The sequence below is a fragment of the Brevibacillus laterosporus genome (genome assembly GCF_030489605.1).
Taxonomy (GTDB): domain Bacteria; phylum Bacillota; class Bacilli; order Brevibacillales; family Brevibacillaceae; genus Brevibacillus_B; species Brevibacillus_B laterosporus_E.
In genome coordinates this window covers 44,280-66,253 of sequence record NZ_JAUKFY010000018.1, presented here as the reverse complement: position 1 = coordinate 66,253, position 21,974 = coordinate 44,280, and the positions used below count along the sequence as shown (strand labels likewise).

Sequence of the window (21,974 nt, the reverse complement as noted above, 5' to 3'; positions counted from 1 at the left end):
ACACCGCCTTTAAAAAGTAACTCCAGCTTCTAAAATCACATTGGCATATGGCGTGCACTCTCCGGTACGTATGATCGCTTTCGCTTCATTCGTCCGTTTTTTAAATTCTTCATGACTGATGATGCTTTCTTCTACATGAGGAAGCTCCTGTTTCATTTTTTCATAAAGAGCAGGGCTAACCTCGATCATCTCGTTCGCATAGTGGATACGCTCCACCTGCATTTCTTCTAATATTACTTGCAGCACATCCAGAAAGCTTGGCAAGCCTGCTTTGAGAGCCACATCAATTCGCTTTACCCCGTCTGGGATCGGCAGGCCCGCATCGCAAATGACAATGCGGTCTGTATGTCCCAGCTTACTGATGATAGTGGATATTTCACTATTCATGATCCCGATTTTCTTCATGTTTTCTCACCCTTAGCTGTGCAAGAATTTCCCCGGCTTGTAGCTGTTGCGACCTTAACCTGTCGCGACTAGCATGAAGCTATTCTTTAGATTGAAACGCTAGGACCTCTTTCATCGTAGGCATTCCCTGCTGTGCCCCCAGCTTCGTTACAGCAAGTGCCGAGACAATGCTAGCAAACTCAACAGCTTCTGGAATGCTTTGTCCAGAGGCTAGTGCATAGGCAAGCCCTGCGTTATAAGAATCTCCGGCTCCTGTGGTATCGACAACCGGCACTTTATGACTAGCAATCGTCCCAAAGGTCTCGCCATTTATTAAGTAGGCAGAACCCGAAGCTCCAAGTGTGGTAACCACATGCTTCACTCCTTTTGCATGGAGCTCCTTCATTGCAGCAGACAGTGTTGTTGCTTTGTCTGTCGCTTGTTTTTGTTCCAGCCCTGTCAACAAATACAATTCTGATTCATTAGGTGTCATGACATCGATATAGCCAAATAATTCATCTGGAAGCTTCTGCGCTGGAGCTGGATTTAAGATGACCATTTTACCGGCTTCTTTAGCTAGCTTTGCCGTGTGAACAACCGTCTCGACGGGGATTTCCAACTGCAGTAGCACGATGTCTGCCGCCTTCACCGTATCAGCTTGCAGGTCAACATCCGCCATGGAGGTATGGGCATTGGCCCCTGCCACTACAATAATTTGGTTATCTCCTTCTGCTAATAAAATGGAGGCGATGCCGGTCGGAGCATTTTCAACACGTTTTATCGTACTTACTCGAATTCCTTCCTGCTTCATCGCTTGCTCCAAGGAATCTCCAAATGCATCTCTGCCCAAGGAACCAATCAGAGAAGTCTGGGCCCCTAGGCGGGCGCAAGCAACCGCTTGATTCGCTCCTTTTCCCCCGGGGATAAAATGAACATGATCTCCGCTGATTGTCTCTCCCATTTTGGGCTGACGAGGTGCTTCTACTACAACATCCATGTTAAGACTGCCAATAACAGCTATGCGTGGTGGTTTCATGCCAATGGCTCCCTTCTGGTTGAACTGCGCTCAATAAAAATGGGCTCTAGTTCAAATACACTCGGTAATGGCTTTGTGCTCTCTATTTGCTGAGTTAACGCAAGTGCAGCTAGCTCCCCCATCTCGTAGATCGGTTGAGCTACTGTTGTTAATTCTGGAATCGTCATCGAGGCCAGAGCAATGCCATCAAATCCGCATACAGCTACATCTTCTGGCACTCTTCTGCCAAGCTGATTCAAGCCCTTTAGCACCCCGATGGCCATTAAATCATTTCCGACAAAAATACCATCAATATCGGGATGCCTTCTCAGTAATTCCTTAACCGCTTCTTGACCGCCATTTAATTGAAAATATCCCGGTTCCATTAAGCTTGGCGAATACCAGGAAAATCCTTGAACGCTTTCTTCATAGGCAAGCATTCTCTCTCTGGCAGTAATTAATTCCTGCGGGCCGTAGATATGCCCAATTTTGCGACAGCCCTGCTCCACTAAATGAGCTACAGCTTCCCTTGCTCCCGCGTAGTTGTTGCATCTAATGACAGAACAATGTTGATTCTCGGGGGCACGGTCCATGACCACCAGGGGAATCTGATCCTGTTGCATCTTTTGAATGTCCTCGCTGCATAAGGTTTGGGAAGCGATAATGATGCCATCAATATATTTTTTCTTGAGAACTTCAATATATGTTTTTTCCTTATGCCCCTGATCATCAGAGTTACATAAGATCACCGTATAGCCTAATTCTCTGGCTTTGTCCTCCACACCGCGCGCCATCTCTGAAAAAAATGGGTTTGTGATATCCGGCAAGATAAAAGCAATCGTACTTGTGCGCTTACCCGCCAGACCTCGCGCGACCGAGTTGGGCTCATACTGGAGCTGTTGAATTGCTTTTTCAACCTTGCGACCCGTCTCTACATTTACATAGCCTGTTTTGTTAAGCACGCGAGAAACGGTTGCCACAGATACACCTGCCAGCTTTGCTACATCGCGAATCGTTGCCATCATGCGTCACTCCACATTCGTAACCATCTAATGTGTAACCGGTTTCATATAAACGATATACGACCAAATAAATCCAAAAAATAGATGCATAAACTCTCGTAATGTTCCGTTTCTCTGTAAATGTAACCGGTTTCATAATCTTACAACACAAATATACCCGGTCACAGATAGGGTGTCAAGCGAAAGTGATCACTGGTAAAAACTGCTTTTATAACGATCATTCTGTCCTGCAAATCAGGAACAATATAATAGAATCGCCTCTAAAATAAATGAAAAAGGGAGCATATTGGCTCCCTTTTCATTTTCATAAATATATTATATTCAGACTATTCGTTAATCCATGATAGCGCTATTGTTCCCTGCCCGGCATGTACGCCAATCGTGGAACTAATAGGTCCGATCATCACTTCTACATCCTGATACTTCTCTTTTATTCGCTTTTTGAGAGCCTGAGCTTTTTCCACTACATTCCCGTGTAGAATTTGTACATTCTTAATCTGTTGCTTCTGCATTGCTTGATCAAGCTGTCCTAGCATGCAGACAATCGCTTTGTTTTCCGTTCTAATTTTTTCATAGACTTCAAAAATACCATCCCTGATGCGCAGAATTGGTTTAATTTGGAGTAGATTGCCCATGAAGAACTGTACTCCATTCATCCGCCCCCCGCGATAAAATTGATCAAGACTTCCAAGCAGGATGTAGCTCTCTGTTTTCTCAGCGATAAGACGTAACGAGCTAGCGATCTTCTCTGGTGAAGCTCCCGTTTTTGCCATTTCCATTCCTTGCATAATCATATGTGTAATGGGATAGGACATCGTTTTAGAATCTACGGCCTCTGCCGGAAACTCCGCCAGCTTTGCCGCGCTTTGGCTGGCATTAAGTGTTCCACTTAGCTTGCTCGATACATGTACAGCAATCGCACAATCATATTTTTGTTTGAGAGTCTCATATAACTCCACAAAATTGCCCAGCGAAGGTTGAGAGGTCTTCGGAACTTCTTGCGTTTTCTCAATTTTTTCATACAGTTGCTCAGGCGTCATATCGAGGCCGTCTCGGTAGGTACCGTCGGAGAAAATAATTTCGAGTGGCACGACATAAATATCGTGTTTTTCCCGAAGGTCAGCTGGTATATAGGCCGTACTATCTGTTACCCAAGCAATTTGTTTTTTCACTGAAACGCTCCTTTATGTTGAAAAGATATAAGTAAAATTATATATCCTTCTCTATCTGTTTCCTATTGCCTATTTCATAAGAGGAGTGAACACTTTCTCTTAACATGTTCACAATTTGAGCTGTGCTTTTCTGAAATAAAAAATATATTTCGGCAATTTTGTAACCTTTGCTGATATTTGCCGACTATTACATAGAAAATAAGCAGACAGACAAGATAACGGAGGTAGAAACATGACATATCCAAATAAATTAATAGGTTCAATCTTGGCAGCAAGCTTGCTTGCAACTACTCCCATGTGGGCTGATCGGCTGGTGAGTACCGCTCATGCAGAAGGTCAAATCGCAGTAGCTACTTTGCCACCTGCAGGAGAAAAGACACTTGGCATCTTGTATACCCTTCAGCCAGAATTGAAAGGGATGACTAGAACAGTTGAAAAACCAAGAAATGGTGTCTACAATGTGTCTTTCTATCAGAAAATCGAAACAGATAAAAAACGATTATATGCCTCTGTAGAATTGGACGAGCATACAGGAGCCTTGCATTCCTATGATAACGATCAAGAAATGAGTGATGGAAAGAAGGGCACTTTGACCGAGGATTTTGCCAAACAAAAATCAGCAGCGTTTCTACAAGTACTATTAGGAAAGGATTTCAAAAAATATAAAGCTAGCAAGACCTCGAAGGATAATAACTGGGACGCTGTTACCTACACGCGCTATGAAAATGAAATGCCTGTTTTTCTAGACCGTTATGTGGTCGGGGTTAATGCGAAGGGTGTTACCTATGTCAATGCTGGAGACACAGCCCCGCTCCGTGCATCCTCCACCGTCTTTCATAAGCCTGAGAAAATATTATCAAAGGAAGAAATAACAAAAGAAGTAGCATCCCATATGGAACTCAGCTATCGCATAGATCCAGCTTCACGAAAGCCTAGGCTGGTCTATTCTCTTGAATCAACGGGTTATCTAGACGCTGGAACTGGAAAAGAAGTACAGGGAGTAGATTCAAACAAAACAACATACTCTGATCCCATTGCTGTTACACCAGGGGGAAAACGAGTTACAGCAAAAAATCCAGAGGAAGTAGCAAAGGCTTTAGCAGATCATTTTCATGTGGATGTACAAGGAGCCGCTTTTACGGTCGATACCAGAACCCCTGCTGACATGAAAAGCGCAAATGAGACGATCTACGAATCAAAATCGGGTGGCAGAAGAATTACCGTTTATGTCCACGACAATATCATAGCCGGATTCCAGATACGAAACAAAGTGGAGCTTGCCAGTGAAGCCCAGCATAACAATCAGCTAAAGAATGCCAAGCTTTCTTATCGTGAAGCACAGGAGAAGGCTGTCCAATATTTGCAGCCCTACCTGGATCAAAGTGTGAAGGTATTGAAAGTGGATCGTAATCAAGTACGAATGGCTAGTTCAACAGCTTATAGCTTTGTCTTCCTTCCCGTACATGATGGAGTACCCGTGACAAATCAGACCTATCTGGTAAATGTAGATGGGCAAACCGGAGAAATTGTTAACTTCATGGATGGTTTTGATAAGCTTCATGCACCTTTTCCAGATAAGAAACTTGCTATCTCAAAAAAAGCAGCCGCAGAAGCATTTTTGAAGCATTATCCCGTACAATTAGGTTATCTGTTCCCAATGAAGGATAATAAGCTGCTGGCAAAACCGGTCTTGGTCTATTCATTAGAGATGATCTTCTCTTCGTCACTAGATGGACAGACAGGAAAGCCACTTAAATAACATGATAAAAATCCCGCTTCTCAATGAGGCGGGATTCTATCATGTGGTTATTTTCTGTCAACAGAGCATAAGGAGGAAGATCCCTTGTTTGAACAAGAAGAGCAAGGAAGTCACGAAATACGTGAAATTTACAGGCTATATGCCAAAGAAGTCTATCAATATCTTTATTATTTTACGGGAAACAGAAATGATGCAGAGGATTTGACTCAAGAGGTTTTTCTGAGAGTTATTAAATCCTTATCCCGCTTTGAACAGCGTTCAAGCATGAAAACGTGGATCTTACATATTGCAAGGTATGTAGCAATTGATGAATATAGAAAAAATCGGCTTCAAACTGTTTTTGGCGGAACTCTACTAAAGCTCCTGCCATCCTCTGTCGGTTTACCTGAAAAGGAGCTACAGGATAAAGAACAACGTACTCATTTTGAACAAGCCATGCTATCGCTAAAACCTAAATATAGAAATGTCATTATTTTACGTGGAATCAGGGAATATAGTGTCAAAGAAACGGCTGATATTCTGGGGTGCTCAGAAGCTAAGGTAAAAGTAGACTTTCATCGAGCAATGAAAATGTTAAGAGAATCAGCTTCAAACCTGTATGAAAGGGGGATGGTGTGATGAGGTTTCCAAGCGATGAGGAGCTATTACAGGAATTTCGAAATAAACCAGATGCACAGCCTCGTGCAGAGTTTATGCACTCGCTAGAGCGTGCACTTTTGGCTGAAGGTAGTAAGCAACACAAACGTCAAAAAATCCGTCGGTTGACCATACGGATGGGAATCTCCGCCGTCTTTTTGTTTGCCATTCTTTGGGTTACCACCCCTTTTATCCAGACGATCATTAATCATGAAATGGAAGTAACGAAACCAACTGCGATTCCGCTTGTAACGAAAAATCAAAAGTTGAAGCTAGAAGACATATCCACTCCTTCTAAGAAGACATTAGCAAAGATACTCAGCTTAGTACCTGAATTAAAGGAATTGGAAGCCGATGTATACGGAAAAGAAGATGGGGTGTATGAGATTACCTTCGATCAAAAAGTAAATGGAAAAGAAAGAGTATATGCTTCCGTGGAGCTTCATGCAGGAACGGGTAGATTACTTGGATTTGATTGTGACACGCCATCTGGCGAACAAACAGATTCTACATCAGAAGAGGTTGCAAGACAAAAGTCAGCTGCTTTTTTACAAGAACTAATAGGTGATGAATTGGCTCGATATAAAGTAGGTCCAATCAGTAATAACGATTGGACATCTGTCAGATATGACCGCTATGTAAATAACATTCCAGTCATTAATGATTACTATGTTGTAGGCGTGAATAAATACGGAAACGTAACCTATGTTAATGTGGGCAAAGCAACTTTAAACAATATCGGCGATGAGGGCTTCCCCGCCCCTGCTCAAGCTATCCCAAAGGAAGAGATTGAAAAAAATCTAACTCCCTTTATGGAGCTTTTCTATGAAGTGGATCCTAAAAAAGCAAGAGAGTCTAAGCTCTATTATTCTCCCAATTTTTCATCCTATCTGGATGCGTTAACAGGCAGAGAGGTAGAAGATGAATTGCAGAGGACAAAGGATTACTATTCCCCCATTATTGATGTCACACCGGGCGGCAGACAGATTGTGGCCAAAAGTTCCGAACAGGTTGCTAAAGTGTTAACAGAAGAATTCCATATAGATGTGCAAGGAATGACTTTTACAGTTACTCAAGAAACGACTGACTCTCCCCAAAAAACATACCATGCAAGGCTCAATGAAAAGAATATCGAGGTATATACGGTTAATGATCTATTGAGCGGATTTCAGGTACGTAAAGAAATAGAAGTTTTAAATGAAATTCAGCATGACAATACCCCTGCCAATGCCAGGATTACTGTACAAGAAGCTGAGAAAAAAGCAATTACGTTCTTGCAGCCTTATCTGAATCAGCAAGTAAAGCAGCTTAAGATTAAGCGGGGAGAATATTTCATGACAAGTAAGTACGCCTATAGTTTTAGTTTTTATGTCATACATGACGGCATTCCAGCTATTGATCAACAATATCTGGTTAACGTGGACGGTCGAACAGGCGAGATCGTTAATTTTATGGATTATTTCAGTGAACCACTAACCAAATTACCGAATAAGCGTGAGGCTGTTTCGAAGGAAGCAGTAGCTAAAGAATATCTTACGTATAACCCCCTAGTGCTTCACTACTTATTTCCAACTAAAAATGGCCAAATGGCAAGCCGCCCTATGCTTGTTTATATGCCGAACGACGTTTTTGCGGGAAGATGGATTGATGCTTTTAGCGGGAAAATGATAGAAAGATAGAAAAAATAGTACACTTTATTCAGTTTAGTTGATGAGAATTTCAACGCCGTTCCCGGATCATAATGAATTTGGGGACGGTTTTTTCATGCATAGTATTAGAGGGCAGGATCATTCATTAGTATTTTTAATCGTTTCCTTCAGCTTATTCTTCTTCAATCAATGTAATGAATCTACTTTACGCATATTTTAATAATTTCTTCAGCTCCGGTTTATGACGTTCTCATCACTGTCACTAGCCCTTCCTTGAATCAAAACATTTCTAATGACAGTAATTTATCCTTCTTCATAAAAAAGACGCCGATCTCTAATTGAGAATTGACGTCTTCTATTCGAGCTTTGTACTTTTCGTTTTTACTCATAAGCCACTTTCCCATCTTGCACCACAATCTGCCCATTTTTCACAACGGTTTTGACATGATTGATGCCAAAATGATAAGGCAGATAAGCAAGATTATCCGCATCATAGATAACCAAATCCGCCTGTTTCCCCACTTCAAGGCTTCCAACCTGTTCTGCACGTCCAATCGCATGAGCTGCATTGATCGTCATGGCCGTCAATACCTCCTCTGGTGTCAGCCCCAGATTTAGGCAGCCTAGCGTCATCACAAGCTGCAATGATTCTGTCGGCGAACTGCCTGGATTGTAATCAGTGGAAAGGGCAACTGGAACACCTAACTCGATCATTTTTCTAGCCCGAGCATGCTTACTCAGTCGAAGATTAAAGGAGGTTGCTGGCAAGCAGACTGCTACCACTCTTGCTTCCTTCATCGCAAGTAATCCTTCATCACTTGCCGCTAACAAATGCTCAGCGGAAATGCAGCCTAGCTCGGCGGCTAACTCTGCTCCCCCCAACGGTTCAATTTCATCTGCATGAAGCTTTAATTTAAAGCCAAGCTTACGGGCAGCCTGCATAATAGCTCTCGATTGCTCTACACTAAACACCCCATGCTCACAAAATACGTCACAAAATTCCGCCAATCCAGCACGTTTTACCTCTGGCAACATCTCGTTTATAACCAAAGCAACATATTCATCTGTTCGTCCCTTATATTCGGTGGGGACTGCATGCGCCCCCATAAAAGTAGAGACTAAGTCGACTGGATGCGCTTTTTGTAATGCACTGGTTACCCGAAGCTGTTTTAGTTCTTCTTCTACGCTAAGGCCATAGCCGCTTTTGGCTTCAACAGTAGTTGCACCGAATTGCAGCATTTGATCCAGGCTCTTCTTTGCCTTTACAAACAGCTCCTCCTCAGTAGCGGCACGCGTATCTCGCACCGTGCTTAAGATTCCCCCGCCCTTTTCTAAAATTTCCAGATAGCTGGCCCCGTTTAATTTAAGGGATAATTCATGCTCACGAGAGCCTCCATGCACCAAATGCGTATGAGGCTCGACTAATCCAGGTGTAACTAGCTTTCCCTCAGCATCCCACTCTCTAGATATGCTAGAACCTTGGATTTGCTTCCGTACGTCCTCTTCCCGTCCAACTGCCACAATTCGTCCATCCACCACAGCTACTGCCCCGTCTTGAACCAATCCAATTTCTTTCATCTCAGACCCAGAACGTGCCCCGGCTGGCCCAGCCATTGTGACGAGTGCTTTGATATTATGAACAAGCAAATCGATTTGCGACATCGCGCTTTCCTCCTATTACCCTTTACTCCGTTCCTTATTACATATCTAGCATTGGTACTCGAACCCCACGCTCTTTTGCTGTTTTAACGGCTAATTCATAGCCTGCGTCAGCGTGGCGAATAACCCCCATGCCCGGATCAGTTGTAAGTACACGTTTCAGGCGTTCATCCGCTTCCAGCGAACCATCTGCCACAACTACCATTCCAGCGTGCAAGGAATACCCCATTCCTACACCGCCGCCATGATGTACGGAGACCCAGCTTGCACCCGCAGAGGTATTTACCAGCGCATTTAAAATAGCCCAATCAGCTACTGCATCACTGCCGTCCTTCATTGCTTCTGTCTCCCGATTTGGAGAAGCAACCGAACCGCAATCTAGGTGATCCCGTCCAATGACGATTGGTGCTGAAATCTCACCGCTTCGTACCATTTCATTGATAGCAAGCCCCATTTTGACACGCTCTCCATACCCTAACCAGCAGATACGGGCGGGCAAGCCTTGGAATGCTACTCTTTCCTTGGCCATCGTAATCCAACGGCGGAGATGCTCGTTCTCCGGGAACAGCTTTAAGACAAGCTCATCTGTCTTATAAATATCCTGTGGATCGCCTGACAAAGCAGCCCAACGAAACGGCCCTTTGCCCTCACAAAATAATGGGCGAATATAGGCTGGAACAAACCCAGGAAATTGAAAGGCATCCTCAATCCCTTCATCAAAAGCAACCTGACGAATGTTATTCCCATAATCAAATACGATCGACCCTGCCTTTTGCAAATCAAGCATGGCCCGGACATGGGTAGCCATTGAACGTTTTGCTAATTGAATGTATTGATTGGAATCGCTCTCTCTTAATGATTTTGCCTCTTCTAATCCATAGCCGATGGGGACATATCCATTTAAAGGATCATGTGCAGAGGTCTGGTCGGTGACGAATTCAGGCGTTAGCCCACGTGCAACCATTTCTGGAAAAATCTCTGCGGCATTACCGACCAAGCCAATGGACAATGCTCTGCCTTCGTTCTTCGCTTCTGTTGCCATCTGCCATGCTGCATCTAAATCATGCACCATCACATCGCAATAGCGAGTATCAATCCTGCGTTGGATGCGAGCAGCGTCAATATCAACTGCGATGACCACACCTTCATTCATCGTAACAGCCAATGGTTGAGCTCCCCCCATGCCGCCCATGCCTGCTGTTAGAGTAATGGTGCCTTTTAACGTGCCGTTATTATGCTGGCGTGCGGCTTCTGCAAAGGTTTCATACGTACCTTGCAAAATACCTTGTGTTCCAATATAAATCCAGCTACCCGCTGTCATTTGCCCGTACATCATCAAGCCTTTTTGATCTAATTCACGGAATGTCTCCCAATTTGCAAAAGCAGGAACCAACATCGAGTTAGATAACAACACACGTGGAGCTTGCGTATGTGTACGGAATATTCCTACTGGTTTACCCGATTGAATTAACAATGTCTCGTCTGATTCTAATTCTTTTAAGCATTCAACGATTTTGTCAAAACTAGCCCAGTTGCGTGCAGCTTTACCAATCCCTCCATACACAACCAAATCCTCAGGGCATTCTGCAACCTCTGGGTCCAAGTTATTCATCAGCATTCGCAAAGCCGCTTCCTGTTCCCAGCCTTTCGCGTTTAATTCATTGCCGCGTGGAGCTCGCACTACTCTTTTATTGGTTGTTGTCATACTACATTCCCCTTTCGTATAGGCAAACATTGGCTTACAAACACAACGGGCTGGCTGTCGATTCGATCGGCGCATCCTGCTCAAAAGGACAAATTTTGATTTCGGAAAGCTCGTACCCTCGCTCTCCATGAACCTTTGAGCGGAACAAAGCAGATGATATCAAAGCCCCTTCCCCTAGAATGGTTGCCTAGCATCACCTATAATTATGTGACTTTTCCTAAAAAACTGTTTATTTCTTTCAGTTTATCGGAAAGCACTTACGTTGCATCTAGCGTAATTTGCGAAAAACTAGCACAATCTTGCTGTACGATATTCACGCGGACTCATATTCATTTGCTTTTTAAATAGGCGACTGAAGTAATTAGCATCTTCAAATCCTAGTTCAAAGGCAATCTCCTTAATAGATAAATCTGTTGTTTCCAAATAGATAACAGCTTTTTGCAGCTTCATGCGATGAACGTATTCAACAAAGCTGTATCCCGTTTCTCGTTGAAAAAGATGGCTAAAATGATAGACACTCAAACAGCAATTTTGTGCTACTTCTTTCAATCCAACCTTTTCGCCCAGATGCTCCTTTAAATACGTGATAGCGCTGCTAATCACAGGGGAATATTTTTTCATGCCTAGCTGTTCTACCTGCCGAACCAAATGTATGCCGTACCGCTCGACTTTTTTCAGGAAAGTATCATAGCGTATGGTTTGATAGAGATCCTGAATAAATCGCGCATTCTCCGCCAAAATAGTGGAAGCATCTGCCCCTAGCTCCAGAACCGTTCTCGACATAGCTGTGATTACCTCAACGACCTCCGATTGAAAGCTCTCCACATCCTGCTGATCGACCAACGTCATATCATGAAGCAACTTGTGCAAGGCTTCTAGCGTAGCGCGTTCATCTCCAATTCTCACACTTGCGATCACATCTGCTCGATTTTTGCTAGGTATGGAGGAATTTCTTCTGCCTTTGCTATCCCCGTCTTGCTTCGTTCTTATGGGCAAAATTAACTGATTTCCTTGAAAAAAACGATCTTTCAAAGCCATTTGTGCCTCTTCATAGGAATGCTGCATATACAGCGGATTTTCATAGACGCCCCCAATGCCAATGGAAACCGATATCCTTTTCGCATCAGCATGCTGAACAATCTGAGAGGCAATCAGACGAGCCTTCTGATCAGCAAAAGTCCTGTGCGTATTCTTTGTCTCGTCAAGTAGCTCCAGTAATACGGCAATAACCCCTTCTGAGACCCAGCACCACACAAAAGGAACAGATAAAGCCTGATGCAATACCCCGAGTAATTTTTGTCCAACTTCTTGGCGCCAGCCAGCAGGCTGATTCGCTGCTAAATCAGGATAACGATCGAGTGATACCACCAGTGCAAGCTCAGGACGAATTGTCATTTGAAGCTGTTGCTGTCGCATCGAAAACTCTGCCTCATGCGCCATTGTTCCTGTTATCAGTTCGTGAGCAAATGTTGCCTGTATTGCTGCTGCTTGCTGCAAAGTAAGCATCTGGCCTCGCTCCTTGTCCTTTTATTCTCACGCCTGTACAAAAATAGACGATCATTTTCCGTGTATGTAATCGGAATTGACCGCCCATTCATTGTTACATTGTTGCTTTTATTATATTGCTTTATCGCTTTATTCGCGATCTAAAAGGGATGCCCCGGCTATTCCCGGATGTGTCATCTCATACGGGTCTAAAATAATGTCGAGCTCCTCTTCCGTCAATACATTATAATCTAGGCACAGCTCACGTACCGATCTGCCAGTCAGAGTTGCCTCTCTGGCGATACGTGCTGCTGGTTCATAACCTAAATGCGGATTAAGTGCGGTAATAATGCCCACGCTATTTTCCACGTACTGGCGGCAACGCTCTATATTTGCTTCAATACCTTCCAGACAGTTTTTCTGGAATACGGTAAATACATTATTCATAATGGTCAAGGATTGGATCAGATTAAATACAAGTACAGGCCCCATCACGTTTAGCTCTAATTGACCCGCTTCAGAAGCTAAGCAAATCGTATGATCATTCCCAATCACTTGGAATGCTACCTGATTCACTACCTCTGCCATTACTGGATTTACTTTCCCCGGCATGATGGAAGAGCCCGGTTGACGAGCAGGCAGGCTAATCTCACCTAATCCAGCACGAGGACCGGAAGCCAGTAAGCGCAGGTCATTAGCGATTTTAGACATATTGATCATACAAACCTTCAGAGCCGCAGATACCTCTGTATAAGCATCAGTATTTTGCGTTGCATCGACTAAATTTTCTGCGCTAACCAATGGCAATTCGGTCAGCTCTGCAAGAATTTTAACGACCCGCTCAATATAAATTGGATCGGCATTTAGACCTGTGCCTACTGCTGTTGCCCCCATGTTTACTTCATACAGGTGCTGACGAGTTTGTCCAATTCGTTTAATATCTCGATCTAATACTCTGCTGTATGCTTCGAATTCCTGACCCATCCGAATTGGAACAGCATCCTGCAAATGAGTGCGCCCCATTTTAATTATATGATCAAATTGCTTTGCCTTGTCTATGAATGCATCTCGCAACGCTTCCATAGTGCCTAGTAGCTGATTAATCAAACGCAGAACCGCAATATGTACGGCTGTAGGGATCGCATCATTTGTAGATTGCGCTTTGTTTACATGCGTATTTGGGCTTAGGGTAAAATAATCGCCTTTCACCGCACCCATGATTTCCAATGCGCGGTTCGCAATTACTTCGTTAGCGTTCATATTGATAGAGGTGCCGGCACCACCCTGAATGGGATCAACGATAAATTGCTCATGCCATTTGCCGTCAATCAATTCCTGAGAAGCTTGTACGATTGGATCGCCTAACTTGGAAGAAAGCTGCTTTACTTCCATATTGGCTAGAGCCGCGGCTTTTTTTACATAGCCGAGTGCTTTAATCAGCTCCCCATCAATACGATAGCCTGTGATCGGAAAATTCTCTACAGCACGTAACGTTTGAATGCCATAATAAGCATGCAATGGTACCTCTTTTGTTCCAAGAAAATCTTTTTCCTGACGTGTTTCTTGACTGATACTCATGGTTAGTCCCCCGCCTATGATCGCTCTAGCTAGAGCCGTATTGATTGTCAGTTCACTTACGTATCTATCATATACCAGTTTGCCCCATTCCAACAGGTCTGACCACCTGAAATTGTACAAAAAGGTAAAAAGGCAAAAAACCGATAAGCCTTTGCTCACCGGTTTCTTTGAAAGTAACATTCATTTAAAGCGCAAACATTTTTCGTAGAGCTTCTTCATTTACATAGTTACCGACCAAGAAGTTCCCGAACTCGCCATAACGAGCACTTACTTCATCGAATCTCATTTCATATACAATGTGTTTCAATTCAATTGGGTCATGAGCAAATAAGGTAACGCCCCATTCCCAATCGTCATAGCCCACAGAACCGCCAATGATTTGCTTGATCTTACCAGCATATTTACGGCCGGTCAAACCGTGAGTCTGCATCAATTCACGGCGCTCGTCCATTGTCATGGAATACCAATTGTCTTTTTCTCCACGTTTTTTGTTCATCGGATAGAAGCAGAAGTGATCCCATTTTGGCAGAATTGGATACAAACGCTCGCGTACATGCGGATTCGCTTTCGGGTCTTGGCCAGGATTGTTTACATAGTTGCTTAACTCTACCACGGAAATGTAAGAGTAATCCGTCTCTGTATAATCTGCAAAGCGAGTTTTATTGATCGCTGTTTTTAATTCATCAAGTTCACCCATTGTAGGGCGCAAGAAGATAAAGCATAGATCAGCTTTATGCCCAAGTACAGAATACACAGCCGTGCTACCACCAGTCTCGGATTCTGCATCATTCCATACACGCATGAGGGAAGTTAGTTCGTCAAGAGCCGCTAGGCGTTCTTCGCTAGATGCTTTTTTCCATTTTTCCCAGTTAATCTTACGGAAGTCATGATAGGTAAACCATCCTTCCAACGTGAGCAATGCTTCATTGGCTGACATGTGACACAACTCCTTCTTATGGTTTAGCGTGAGCCTTTGCTCCGCCTATGTACATACACAAAAAGTCCCTGTTTCTTGTAAGAGACCTGTCCCTCTTTTATCTTACTGATAACTTTTGGAAAAGACAATGATTAGTAAGGCCTTGTCGTACAGTTGTATATTCTGTGACAAAACCTGCGTCAGCTCACAGCTTTCGCAGCATCACCTGTTTAATGGCATGTTGTTTTCCCTTCGTCAAAATCAAATCAGCGCGATAACGAGTAGGTAAAATGTTTTTATGTAAATTAACTGCATTGATTTCCCGCCAGATGTTATTTGCTACATCCAGGGCCTCTTCATCCGATAACTGCGCATATCGATGGAAATAAGAAGCCGGCTTCTGAAAGGCCGTCTGTCTTAGCAATAAAAAGCGATTCAAGTACCACTCGCGTATGTCTTTTTCATCAGCATCCACATAGATGGAGAAGTCAAAGAAATCAGAGACAAACACCTGAGGCATACTTTCATTATCCATAATACGTCCTACCTGCAAGACATTTAATCCTTCCACAATCAAGATATCGGGCTGCGAAACGATTTGCTCCTGATCATGCAAAATATTGTAGGTCAAGTGGGAGTAAAGTGGACAACTCACTTCTTTCACGCCAGATTTTACATCTGCTAAAAAATTGATCAGCCTTGTTGTATCATAGCTTTCCGGAAAGCCCTTACGTTTCATCAGACCGCGTTCTTCCAGAATCTCATTTGGATAAAGGAAGCCATCCGTAGTAACCAGCTCCACCTTTGGATGATTAGGCCAGCGTTTCAACAAGGATAACAACACCCGTGCTGCCGTGCTTTTTCCAACGGCGACACTGCCAGCAATTCCAATGATAAACGGTACCTTTTCTGAACGATTCCCCAGAAAAGTATCAGCCGCTTTGTACAACTCTTGTGATGCTGCTACGTATAAATTTAACAGCCTGGAGAGAGGCAGATAGATTTCACTGATTTCCTCTAGTGATAGTTTCTCATTAAGCCCTTCTAGATCAGCTAAATCCTCTTCACAGATGGATAAGGGCGTTTCATTTCGCAAGCCCCTCCACTCTTCCCTTGAAAAAATCATATAAGGGGAATAAATTCGTCTGTCGGCATAATTCGCCACGGTAAGTCCTCCTTCTCAGGCACTGCCTCAAAAACAATGTCCACTCCATAATACCTTCCTAGCCTCCATGCTTCCACTTCGAATTCTACAAAAAACGATCTTTTTCGCATTTTCCTATCAACCCCAAGGAAAAAACTGTTAAAATATTCATAAAAGCAATGAGACTAGGAGGTTCCCTCATGGAAGATAAATTAATCAAAAGTGCAAAATACGGCTTTCTTGTTGGTTTAGCTATCATGATTCTCTTTGTGCCAGAAAAGCGCGAAATCCCGCTATATTCTGGTCGGATGACAACTCAAGATCTGACTTGGATGGAATACATCCTTCGTGTGTTGAGATATACCATTATTTTTACCAGCGCTGTCGTTCTCATGACATTTTTCCGACAGAAAAGAGGTTGCCAAAACTCTGGACTGCCTTGGGTGGTAGAAAAAATATTATATATTGCGCTAGGCTTCCTAGTTGTCACAGCAGTTGGTATTATGCTGGCACTTTTCATTCCTTTTCTGTATCACCTATTCTCTTAACTCCTATGCTTGTACCACAATGTCCGATAATCCACATGTCCCTGACGATTTATTCTGATTCCGTGCAGACGCGGGTCAACCATTAACCCTATCCGATTGCGGTAAAGGGGCAGATAAGCGATCTGCTGCTGTAGCATTTGCTCTATTTCGGTAATCGCATTCTGTCGATCTACCCCTGATTGAAGGCTTTGCAGGTGAGTAATCGCCCTGTCAATGCTTTGCCGATCCTCATCCTTAATATGAGAATAAATAAAACTATTATGTGATAAAAAAACTTCTAATATAGACAGCTCGGTATCATCGCCCACTGTAGCGCTATCATGAATCAAATCGGCCTGCTCAATAGCGGTGGGCCGCAATAACTCACTTACCGCATAATAATGAACTTCAATGCTTATGCCATACATCGCACACTGCTGTTTAATCCATTCGCAATCTTCCACATGATCTCGATCGGTAAAAGTATGTAAACGCAGGGATTCTCCTTGATAATTGCTTTGTTGTAGTAACAAACGCACATGCTCAAAAAGACATAGCTTGGATTCTTGTTGGCTCTCTTTCCCCGGAAAACTATCTCGTTTCCAAGAGGCAAGGCAGGCAGCTATTTCATGGCGTGCCCCTCCCAGTTCGTGCAGCATCTGTTTGGGGGATAAAATCAGTTGCAACGCTCGACGAAAGGAAAGATTCTCGATCGGTCCTGTTTTTCGTTGATTGCAGCTTAGATACTGAACACACCAATCATTGCTCGTTACCCTTTGCCACTTTCCGCTGTACCCCTCTCCTGTTTGCTCTGCATCATCTACTTCATCCATTTCATACCACATGCCATACGCTGTTGTCTTTTCTTTTTCATCAGTCTTGTTTTGCATCGCAATAAATTGCACACGATCCAGATGGGGTCTAAAACCGAAGTAACTTTCAAAGGCTTCAAGTATGACCAGACCATCATCGTTGCGAATAAGTTTATACGGCCCCGTTCCTACCGGCATCCTAACAAAATCGGCACCTACCTGCTCTACATAATCCCTAGGAACAATGGCAAGATGCTCATTTCCTAGATAACGATCAAACAAATGATGGGGCCCTGTAAGCCTTATTTCAATCACTCGATCGTCACGCTCGATCATCTCACTTATTTCTCGCGTAAGCCATTGATAAGGAGAATTCTCTCTTGCTAAGCGATGAAAGCTATAAATGACATCGCTTGCTAGCATTTCCCGCCCGTGGTGAAATAAGATTCCTTTGCGCAAAAAAATCGTCCAGCAATCCCCAGAGTCATTCTTTTCGATATGGTAGGCCAAGTGGGATTCCATTCTTCCAGATGTCTTATTATAGCGAAGCAACGTCTCACAAATATGCTGACTGATATGGCACTCGGAGCGTAAATAAGCATGGATAGGGTCAACTACAGCTAATGGTTCACCTAGAGGAAGACGCAGTGTCTCGATCCTTTTGCCCTGCTCCCGTTCCCATTGTAATCCAAATTGTCCTCGAAACCATCGCTGGAACCGCTCATTAGCTCTTGGCAGAGTAACCGTATATTTTTGCATAAGGGTCAGTGCCTCTGCTACCTGTCCTGAATAAATCATCTGTTGCGCATTGCTGACTACTATTTCATCTGGCTCAACTAGAAAGGAAAGCTGTGAACGATTTCCCCTTCCTCTGCCAGGTATCCATACAATCCATTGAAGAGCAATCCATTTTTGCAAAATAAACCTACTATTCCGGGTAGTGCAGCACAACAGAGTAGAAATTTGCTCAAGAGAAATCGAAATAGGCTCTTTTAATGGAATATGAATCAATTCCGTTCGAAATCGAATAAAATCATCTATGATATACATCCCGACTCTTCCTTTTCCCTTGTTCAACTACCACTACAACCTCTATTTCTCATCCATTGACTCCTGATATAAATGGTTCGGGGTCTCCCCCTTACTAAAAGAGGAAAAAGTAGAGCTTTCTCTTCTTCTCTTTTTCTTGTCTCCCCGATGCCATACAATCAGCAAAACAAAGGGGGATCAAGTTATGAAATTTCGTCATCCATTGAAAAAAAATTGGACTCATCGCTATCATATCACCATCTGGATCAGAATGTTTGGAGCATTCATAACCAGCCTATCCAGCTCAATGCTTGCCCCATTTTTCTTATTATACCTGCATGATAAATTAAATGGTGCTGTGCTAGTACCTATGCTTATTGTCGGATTACAGCCGTTAACCGACATTGTTGTTACACTGCTCGGAGGCGGCATTACCGATCGATTAGGCCGTAAACCCGTGATGTTACTTGCCCTGACCATGCAAAGTCTAGCAATGGCAGGTTTTATGTTGGCTGACTCGATACTTAGCTTTTCCCTTCTGTACATGCTGCATGGAGCAGGACAATCATTGTTTGTTCCTGCCCAACGTGCCCAAATTGCTGATGTAACAGCAGAGAGTCAACGCGTGGAGGTGTTCGGGTTACTAAATACCATTAGCTATACTGGTCTTGCATTAGGTCCTGTTGGGGGAATGCTGCTATACCAGTACGATCCTACTTGGCTATTTGGTATAGAAGCTTTATCCATATTTCTTTACATGCTTGTATGCTGGCGGAAATTACCCGAAACAGCTCCTGTCTCAGCTCCTGCTCTCTCTTCCTCGTCTGATCAGGTAGAAGCATCGGAAACAGCGAAAAAAGAAATCACATCGTCCAAGCAAATTGAAGTAAGCCATGCTCTTGCAGGAACGGGTAAGCATCTCTACTTGTCATTCCATCGAATGACTGCCCTGGTCACGAGATACAAACATGTACTCATGCTGATGATCTACACTCTACCAATCAGTTTTTTCTATGCTCAAACGGAGACTAGCTTCCGTATCTATTTGCAAGAAAGCTTTGTTAACTACGTATCTATTATTGCAACTCTCTCAACCATTAAAGCCATTTTAGCTGTGATATTACAGCTCCCGTTAGTCAAGCTAACAGAACGATTATCCTTTCAGCGTGTGATGCTGTTATCCTGCTCATGCTTTATGGTAACCGCTGCCGCCTATGGATTTTCTAAAAGCATGCTCGTCCTCATCCTCGTTCAATTATCTTGGACCGTGGGAGAAACCATCGGATTAACACGCTTGCATACGTACATTTCAGATATTGCTCCTCCAGAGGAACGCGGCCGTTACTTCTCCTTGCACGGCATTCACTGGGATATTTCACGCACATTTGGTCCTTTCTTAGGCGGAGTTGTGTTGCTGACCTTTGGTGGTGAAACCTTATTTAGCATGTGCCTTATCCTGTTGCTCTTATCGGGAATCCTATTTTTCCGATCACCAAATTTTCACAAATTGACCGAACTAGACGTGGAATTTCGAAAGTAAACTGTAATAAAATAGTGTTAATTATCGTAAGTCATAGCTATTTTCTTATATTTATGAAAGAGAGGGTCGAATCCATCTATGCTAAAAACCGTTTTGGGACGTGTTCGTGTGGTTGGCTTTTTAGAAGGGCTTTCCTTCTTAATCCTGCTGTTTATCGCGATGCCGCTAAAGTATTATGCTGATCTGCCAATTGGTGTACAAGTGATCGGGCCCTTGCATGGTGTTCTGTTTGTTCTCTATCTATTCGTTATCGCTCATGCTGCTTTTGCGTTAAGATGGTCATTCATCCGTGTGATTGGTGCTGTGCTAGCATCCGTTATCCCATTTGGAACCTTTGTTTTAGATGCCAGATTAAAAAAGGATGCCTAGCTAAAAAAATACTAGTAAGAATGCATGATTTAGCATGCTTGAGAAGAGGCTACCGATAAGCCTCTTTTTTCATGTTCAGATAAGGATTTTGTAAGATATTTGTAACCTTTCAGGATAAATATTTTCTTAGAATAAGGTTTTAGTGCCCCAAATCTATTCTCCATCCTAAATTTGTCACTTTTTCTTAGGTGCATCGTCTTATAAATTGATAAATCTAGTTTTTGAGGTGAATAATGGTTCAACAAAAACCGAGTCGTCTTCAAATCAGACGTAACAAAAAGAAGCAGGAACAGCGTAAGCGGCTCCGCCTGCTTATCTTGGCAAACACTGTTCTGTTAACAGTCGGCCTGCTTATCGTCGCTTGTATCTATCTTCCCGAAAAAATTGACAACTTCTTCTCCTCTCAATACGGCGCATCTACGGACTTAACTAAACCTACACCTGACAATGTTCGTCTTACCTTTGCAGGTGATATCATGATGTCTGGACATGTGGAGACTTTATTAAAGGATAAAGGATATGATTATGCCTTTAGGCATGTAAAAGACATATTCCTAGCCGACGATTACACCATCGGCAACTTAGAGACTCCTATCACCGAAAAAGGATCTCCGGCCGCAAACAAGCAATTTGTCTATAAATCATCGCCTGAGGCAGTCACGGCTATGAAGAAATCAGGGATTGATCTCGTGAATCTAGCCAACAATCACTCGATGGATCAAGGAGAAAACGGATTATTAGATACGATGTACACGCTGGACAAGGAAAAAATCGCGTATGTAGGAGCTGGGGTTAATGCCGATCGTGCCTATTCCCCTGTTTTTGTAGAACGTAATGGGATTAAAATGGCATTCTTCGGCTTTAGTCGCGTCGTTCCTGAAATTAGTTGGTACGCTGGCAAAAATAAGACAGGCCTAGCGGTAATGTATGATCCAAAACGGGCAGCGGAAGCCGTACAAGCTGCCAAAAAGGAAGCTGATCTAGTCATTGTCATCGCTCATTGGGGAAAGGAAAAGGTAGATTTTCCTGTAGAGCACCAAAAAGAATTGGCCAAAGCTCTTGTGAGAGCAGGGGCCGATCTTATTGTCGGTGGTCATCCTCATGTTCTGCAAGGCTTTGAGCAGCTTGATGGAAAATGGATTGCATACAGTATGGGAAATTTCATCTTTACCCGCGCCACACAGCCGAAAACCTGGGAAACCATGGTACTACAAGCTACCCTGACGAAGGAGGGCGTTAAGGAGTTGAAAATGATCCCATACCATGCCGAGCTTGGTCAGGCTGTTCCGATGAATGAAGAAAATTCCCGTCAATTGATTAAGCGAATCGAGTCAATTTCTTCAGGTGTTACCATTACAGAGGATGGCACCATTACAGCTTCAGAGGAACGGGCAAACACCATGAATAATCAGAGTGAATAGTCTGTTCAGGGATTATAGGTAAAAAGCAGAAGCCTTTCAGCTTGACGCAGGAATGGAGGCAACAGTACAAAAGTTCACAGCTATTATCATTACATCTTTTCTATTAGAAAAAGGGCAGCTCCTCAAATAAACAATCTGAGCGAGCAAGGCCC

At 43.3% G+C, this 21,974-nt stretch carries 18 protein-coding genes; 7 read left to right on the top strand and 11 right to left on the bottom strand.

From position 1 onward, the window contains the following. Positions 1 to 9 precede the first annotated feature (9 nt). From rbsD to QZ995_RS17530, 4 genes are all read right to left on the bottom strand, one after another. The gene (rbsD, locus tag QZ995_RS17545) at positions 10 to 405 is read right to left on the bottom strand and encodes a D-ribose pyranase (protein WP_022585733.1); all 396 of its coding nucleotides are present in this window, start codon (positions 403 to 405) and stop codon (positions 10 to 12) included. Between the two features lie 79 nt (positions 406 to 484). After that, entirely contained in the window at positions 485 to 1,420 is a 936-nt protein-coding gene (rbsK, locus tag QZ995_RS17540) for a ribokinase (RefSeq protein WP_301809368.1), read from the bottom strand. Next, entirely contained in the window at positions 1,417 to 2,421 is a 1,005-nt protein-coding gene (locus QZ995_RS17535; protein WP_301809448.1) for a LacI family DNA-binding transcriptional regulator, read from the bottom strand. The genes rbsK and QZ995_RS17535 overlap by 4 nt, the downstream gene beginning before the upstream one ends. Positions 2,422 to 2,747: 326 nt before the next feature. Further along, the gene (locus tag QZ995_RS17530) at positions 2,748 to 3,593 is read right to left on the bottom strand and encodes a DegV family protein (RefSeq protein WP_301809365.1); all 846 of its coding nucleotides are present in this window, start codon (positions 3,591 to 3,593) and stop codon (positions 2,748 to 2,750) included. Between the two features lie 232 nt (positions 3,594 to 3,825). Here QZ995_RS17530 and QZ995_RS17525 point away from each other — a divergent pair, with 232 nt between their 5' ends. From QZ995_RS17525 to QZ995_RS17515, 3 genes are all read left to right on the top strand, one after another. After that, positions 3,826 to 5,352 (top strand): YcdB/YcdC domain-containing protein, encoded by a 1,527-nt coding sequence (locus QZ995_RS17525; RefSeq protein WP_301809363.1) that lies wholly within the window; start codon positions 3,826 to 3,828, stop codon positions 5,350 to 5,352. Between the two features lie 84 nt (positions 5,353 to 5,436). Then, a complete protein-coding gene (locus QZ995_RS17520) occupies positions 5,437 to 5,970 on the top strand; it encodes an RNA polymerase sigma factor (protein ID WP_031411443.1) in 534 nt (177 codons plus the stop codon). Next, entirely contained in the window at positions 5,970 to 7,667 is a 1,698-nt protein-coding gene (locus tag QZ995_RS17515) for a YcdB/YcdC domain-containing protein (RefSeq protein WP_301809357.1), read from the top strand. Before QZ995_RS17520 ends, QZ995_RS17515 begins: the two co-directional genes overlap by 1 nt. A gap of 351 nt (positions 7,668 to 8,018) precedes the next feature. On the opposite strand, the gene hutI is transcribed toward QZ995_RS17515, so the two are convergent. The 6 genes from hutI to coaA all read right to left on the bottom strand — a co-directional run bounded on the left by hutI (position 8,019) and on the right by coaA (position 16,145). Beyond that, a complete protein-coding gene (hutI, locus tag QZ995_RS17510) occupies positions 8,019 to 9,299 on the bottom strand; it encodes an imidazolonepropionase (protein ID WP_301809355.1) in 1,281 nt (426 codons plus the stop codon). Between the two features lie 37 nt (positions 9,300 to 9,336). Beyond that, the gene (gene hutU / locus QZ995_RS17505; RefSeq protein ID WP_301809353.1) at positions 9,337 to 11,001 is read right to left on the bottom strand and encodes a urocanate hydratase; all 1,665 of its coding nucleotides are present in this window, start codon (positions 10,999 to 11,001) and stop codon (positions 9,337 to 9,339) included. A 288-nt stretch (positions 11,002 to 11,289) separates the two neighbouring features. Then, positions 11,290 to 12,507 (bottom strand): helix-turn-helix domain-containing protein, encoded by a 1,218-nt coding sequence (locus QZ995_RS17500; RefSeq protein WP_301809350.1) that lies wholly within the window; start codon positions 12,505 to 12,507, stop codon positions 11,290 to 11,292. Between the two features lie 129 nt (positions 12,508 to 12,636). Beyond that, a complete protein-coding gene (aspA, locus tag QZ995_RS17495) occupies positions 12,637 to 14,064 on the bottom strand; it encodes an aspartate ammonia-lyase (protein WP_301809446.1) in 1,428 nt (475 codons plus the stop codon). A gap of 184 nt (positions 14,065 to 14,248) precedes the next feature. Beyond that, complete coding sequence (hemQ, locus tag QZ995_RS17490; protein ID WP_301809347.1) at positions 14,249 to 15,001, bottom strand: hydrogen peroxide-dependent heme synthase; 753 nt, start codon at positions 14,999 to 15,001, stop codon at positions 14,249 to 14,251. A gap of 184 nt (positions 15,002 to 15,185) precedes the next feature. Beyond that, entirely contained in the window at positions 15,186 to 16,145 is a 960-nt protein-coding gene (gene coaA, locus QZ995_RS17485; protein WP_301809345.1) for a type I pantothenate kinase, read from the bottom strand. A 179-nt stretch (positions 16,146 to 16,324) separates the two neighbouring features. Between coaA and QZ995_RS17480 the strand changes: the two genes are divergently transcribed. Further along, positions 16,325 to 16,672 (top strand): hypothetical protein, encoded by a 348-nt coding sequence (locus QZ995_RS17480; protein ID WP_301809342.1) that lies wholly within the window; start codon positions 16,325 to 16,327, stop codon positions 16,670 to 16,672. Here the strand turns inward: QZ995_RS17480 and QZ995_RS17475 are convergent. Further along, positions 16,669 to 18,513: an ABC transporter substrate-binding protein gene (locus QZ995_RS17475; protein ID WP_301809339.1), complete on the bottom strand. Its 1,845-nt coding sequence runs from the start codon at positions 18,511 to 18,513 to the stop codon at positions 16,669 to 16,671. The two genes, QZ995_RS17480 and QZ995_RS17475, sit on opposite strands and share 4 nt — an antisense overlap. 184 nt (positions 18,514 to 18,697) lie before the next feature. Between QZ995_RS17475 and QZ995_RS17470 the strand changes: the two genes are divergently transcribed. The 3 genes from QZ995_RS17470 to QZ995_RS17460 all read left to right on the top strand — a co-directional run bounded on the left by QZ995_RS17470 (position 18,698) and on the right by QZ995_RS17460 (position 21,822). After that, positions 18,698 to 20,032 (top strand): MDR family MFS transporter, encoded by a 1,335-nt coding sequence (locus tag QZ995_RS17470; RefSeq protein WP_301809338.1) that lies wholly within the window; start codon positions 18,698 to 18,700, stop codon positions 20,030 to 20,032. A gap of 78 nt (positions 20,033 to 20,110) precedes the next feature. Further along, the gene (locus tag QZ995_RS17465) at positions 20,111 to 20,401 is read left to right on the top strand and encodes a DUF3817 domain-containing protein (RefSeq protein WP_301809337.1); all 291 of its coding nucleotides are present in this window, start codon (positions 20,111 to 20,113) and stop codon (positions 20,399 to 20,401) included. A gap of 233 nt (positions 20,402 to 20,634) precedes the next feature. Continuing rightward, entirely contained in the window at positions 20,635 to 21,822 is a 1,188-nt protein-coding gene (locus tag QZ995_RS17460; RefSeq protein ID WP_301809335.1) for a CapA family protein, read from the top strand. The last annotated feature ends 152 nt before the right edge of the window (positions 21,823 to 21,974 follow it).

Bases quoted from the DNA above. Each gene is read 5' to 3' on its own strand.
- rbsD (WP_022585733.1), bottom strand. From the start codon at position 405: ATGAAGAAAATCGGGATCATGAATAGTGAAATATCCACTATCATCAGT.
- rbsK (WP_301809368.1), bottom strand. From the start codon at position 1,420: ATGAAACCACCACGCATAGCTGTTATTGGCAGTCTTAACATGGATGTT.
- QZ995_RS17535 (WP_301809448.1), bottom strand. From the start codon at position 2,421: ATGGCAACGATTCGCGATGTAGCAAAGCTGGCAGGTGTATCTGTGGCA.
- QZ995_RS17525 (WP_301809363.1), top strand. From the start codon at position 3,826: ATGACATATCCAAATAAATTAATAGGTTCAATCTTGGCAGCAAGCTTG.
- QZ995_RS17515 (WP_301809357.1), top strand. From the start codon at position 5,970: ATGAGGTTTCCAAGCGATGAGGAGCTATTACAGGAATTTCGAAATAAA.
- hutI (WP_301809355.1), bottom strand. From the start codon at position 9,299: ATGTCGCAAATCGATTTGCTTGTTCATAATATCAAAGCACTCGTCACA.
- hutU (WP_301809353.1), bottom strand. From the start codon at position 11,001: ATGACAACAACCAATAAAAGAGTAGTGCGAGCTCCACGCGGCAATGAA.
- QZ995_RS17500 (WP_301809350.1), bottom strand. From the start codon at position 12,507: ATGCTTACTTTGCAGCAAGCAGCAGCAATACAGGCAACATTTGCTCAC.
- aspA (WP_301809446.1), bottom strand. From the start codon at position 14,064: ATGAGTATCAGTCAAGAAACACGTCAGGAAAAAGATTTTCTTGGAACA.
- hemQ (WP_301809347.1), bottom strand. From the start codon at position 15,001: ATGTCAGCCAATGAAGCATTGCTCACGTTGGAAGGATGGTTTACCTAT.
- QZ995_RS17480 (WP_301809342.1), top strand. From the start codon at position 16,325: ATGGAAGATAAATTAATCAAAAGTGCAAAATACGGCTTTCTTGTTGGT.
- QZ995_RS17475 (WP_301809339.1), bottom strand. From the start codon at position 18,513: ATGTATATCATAGATGATTTTATTCGATTTCGAACGGAATTGATTCAT.
- QZ995_RS17470 (WP_301809338.1), top strand. From the start codon at position 18,698: ATGAAATTTCGTCATCCATTGAAAAAAAATTGGACTCATCGCTATCAT.
- QZ995_RS17465 (WP_301809337.1), top strand. From the start codon at position 20,111: ATGCTAAAAACCGTTTTGGGACGTGTTCGTGTGGTTGGCTTTTTAGAA.
- QZ995_RS17460 (WP_301809335.1), top strand. From the start codon at position 20,635: ATGGTTCAACAAAAACCGAGTCGTCTTCAAATCAGACGTAACAAAAAG.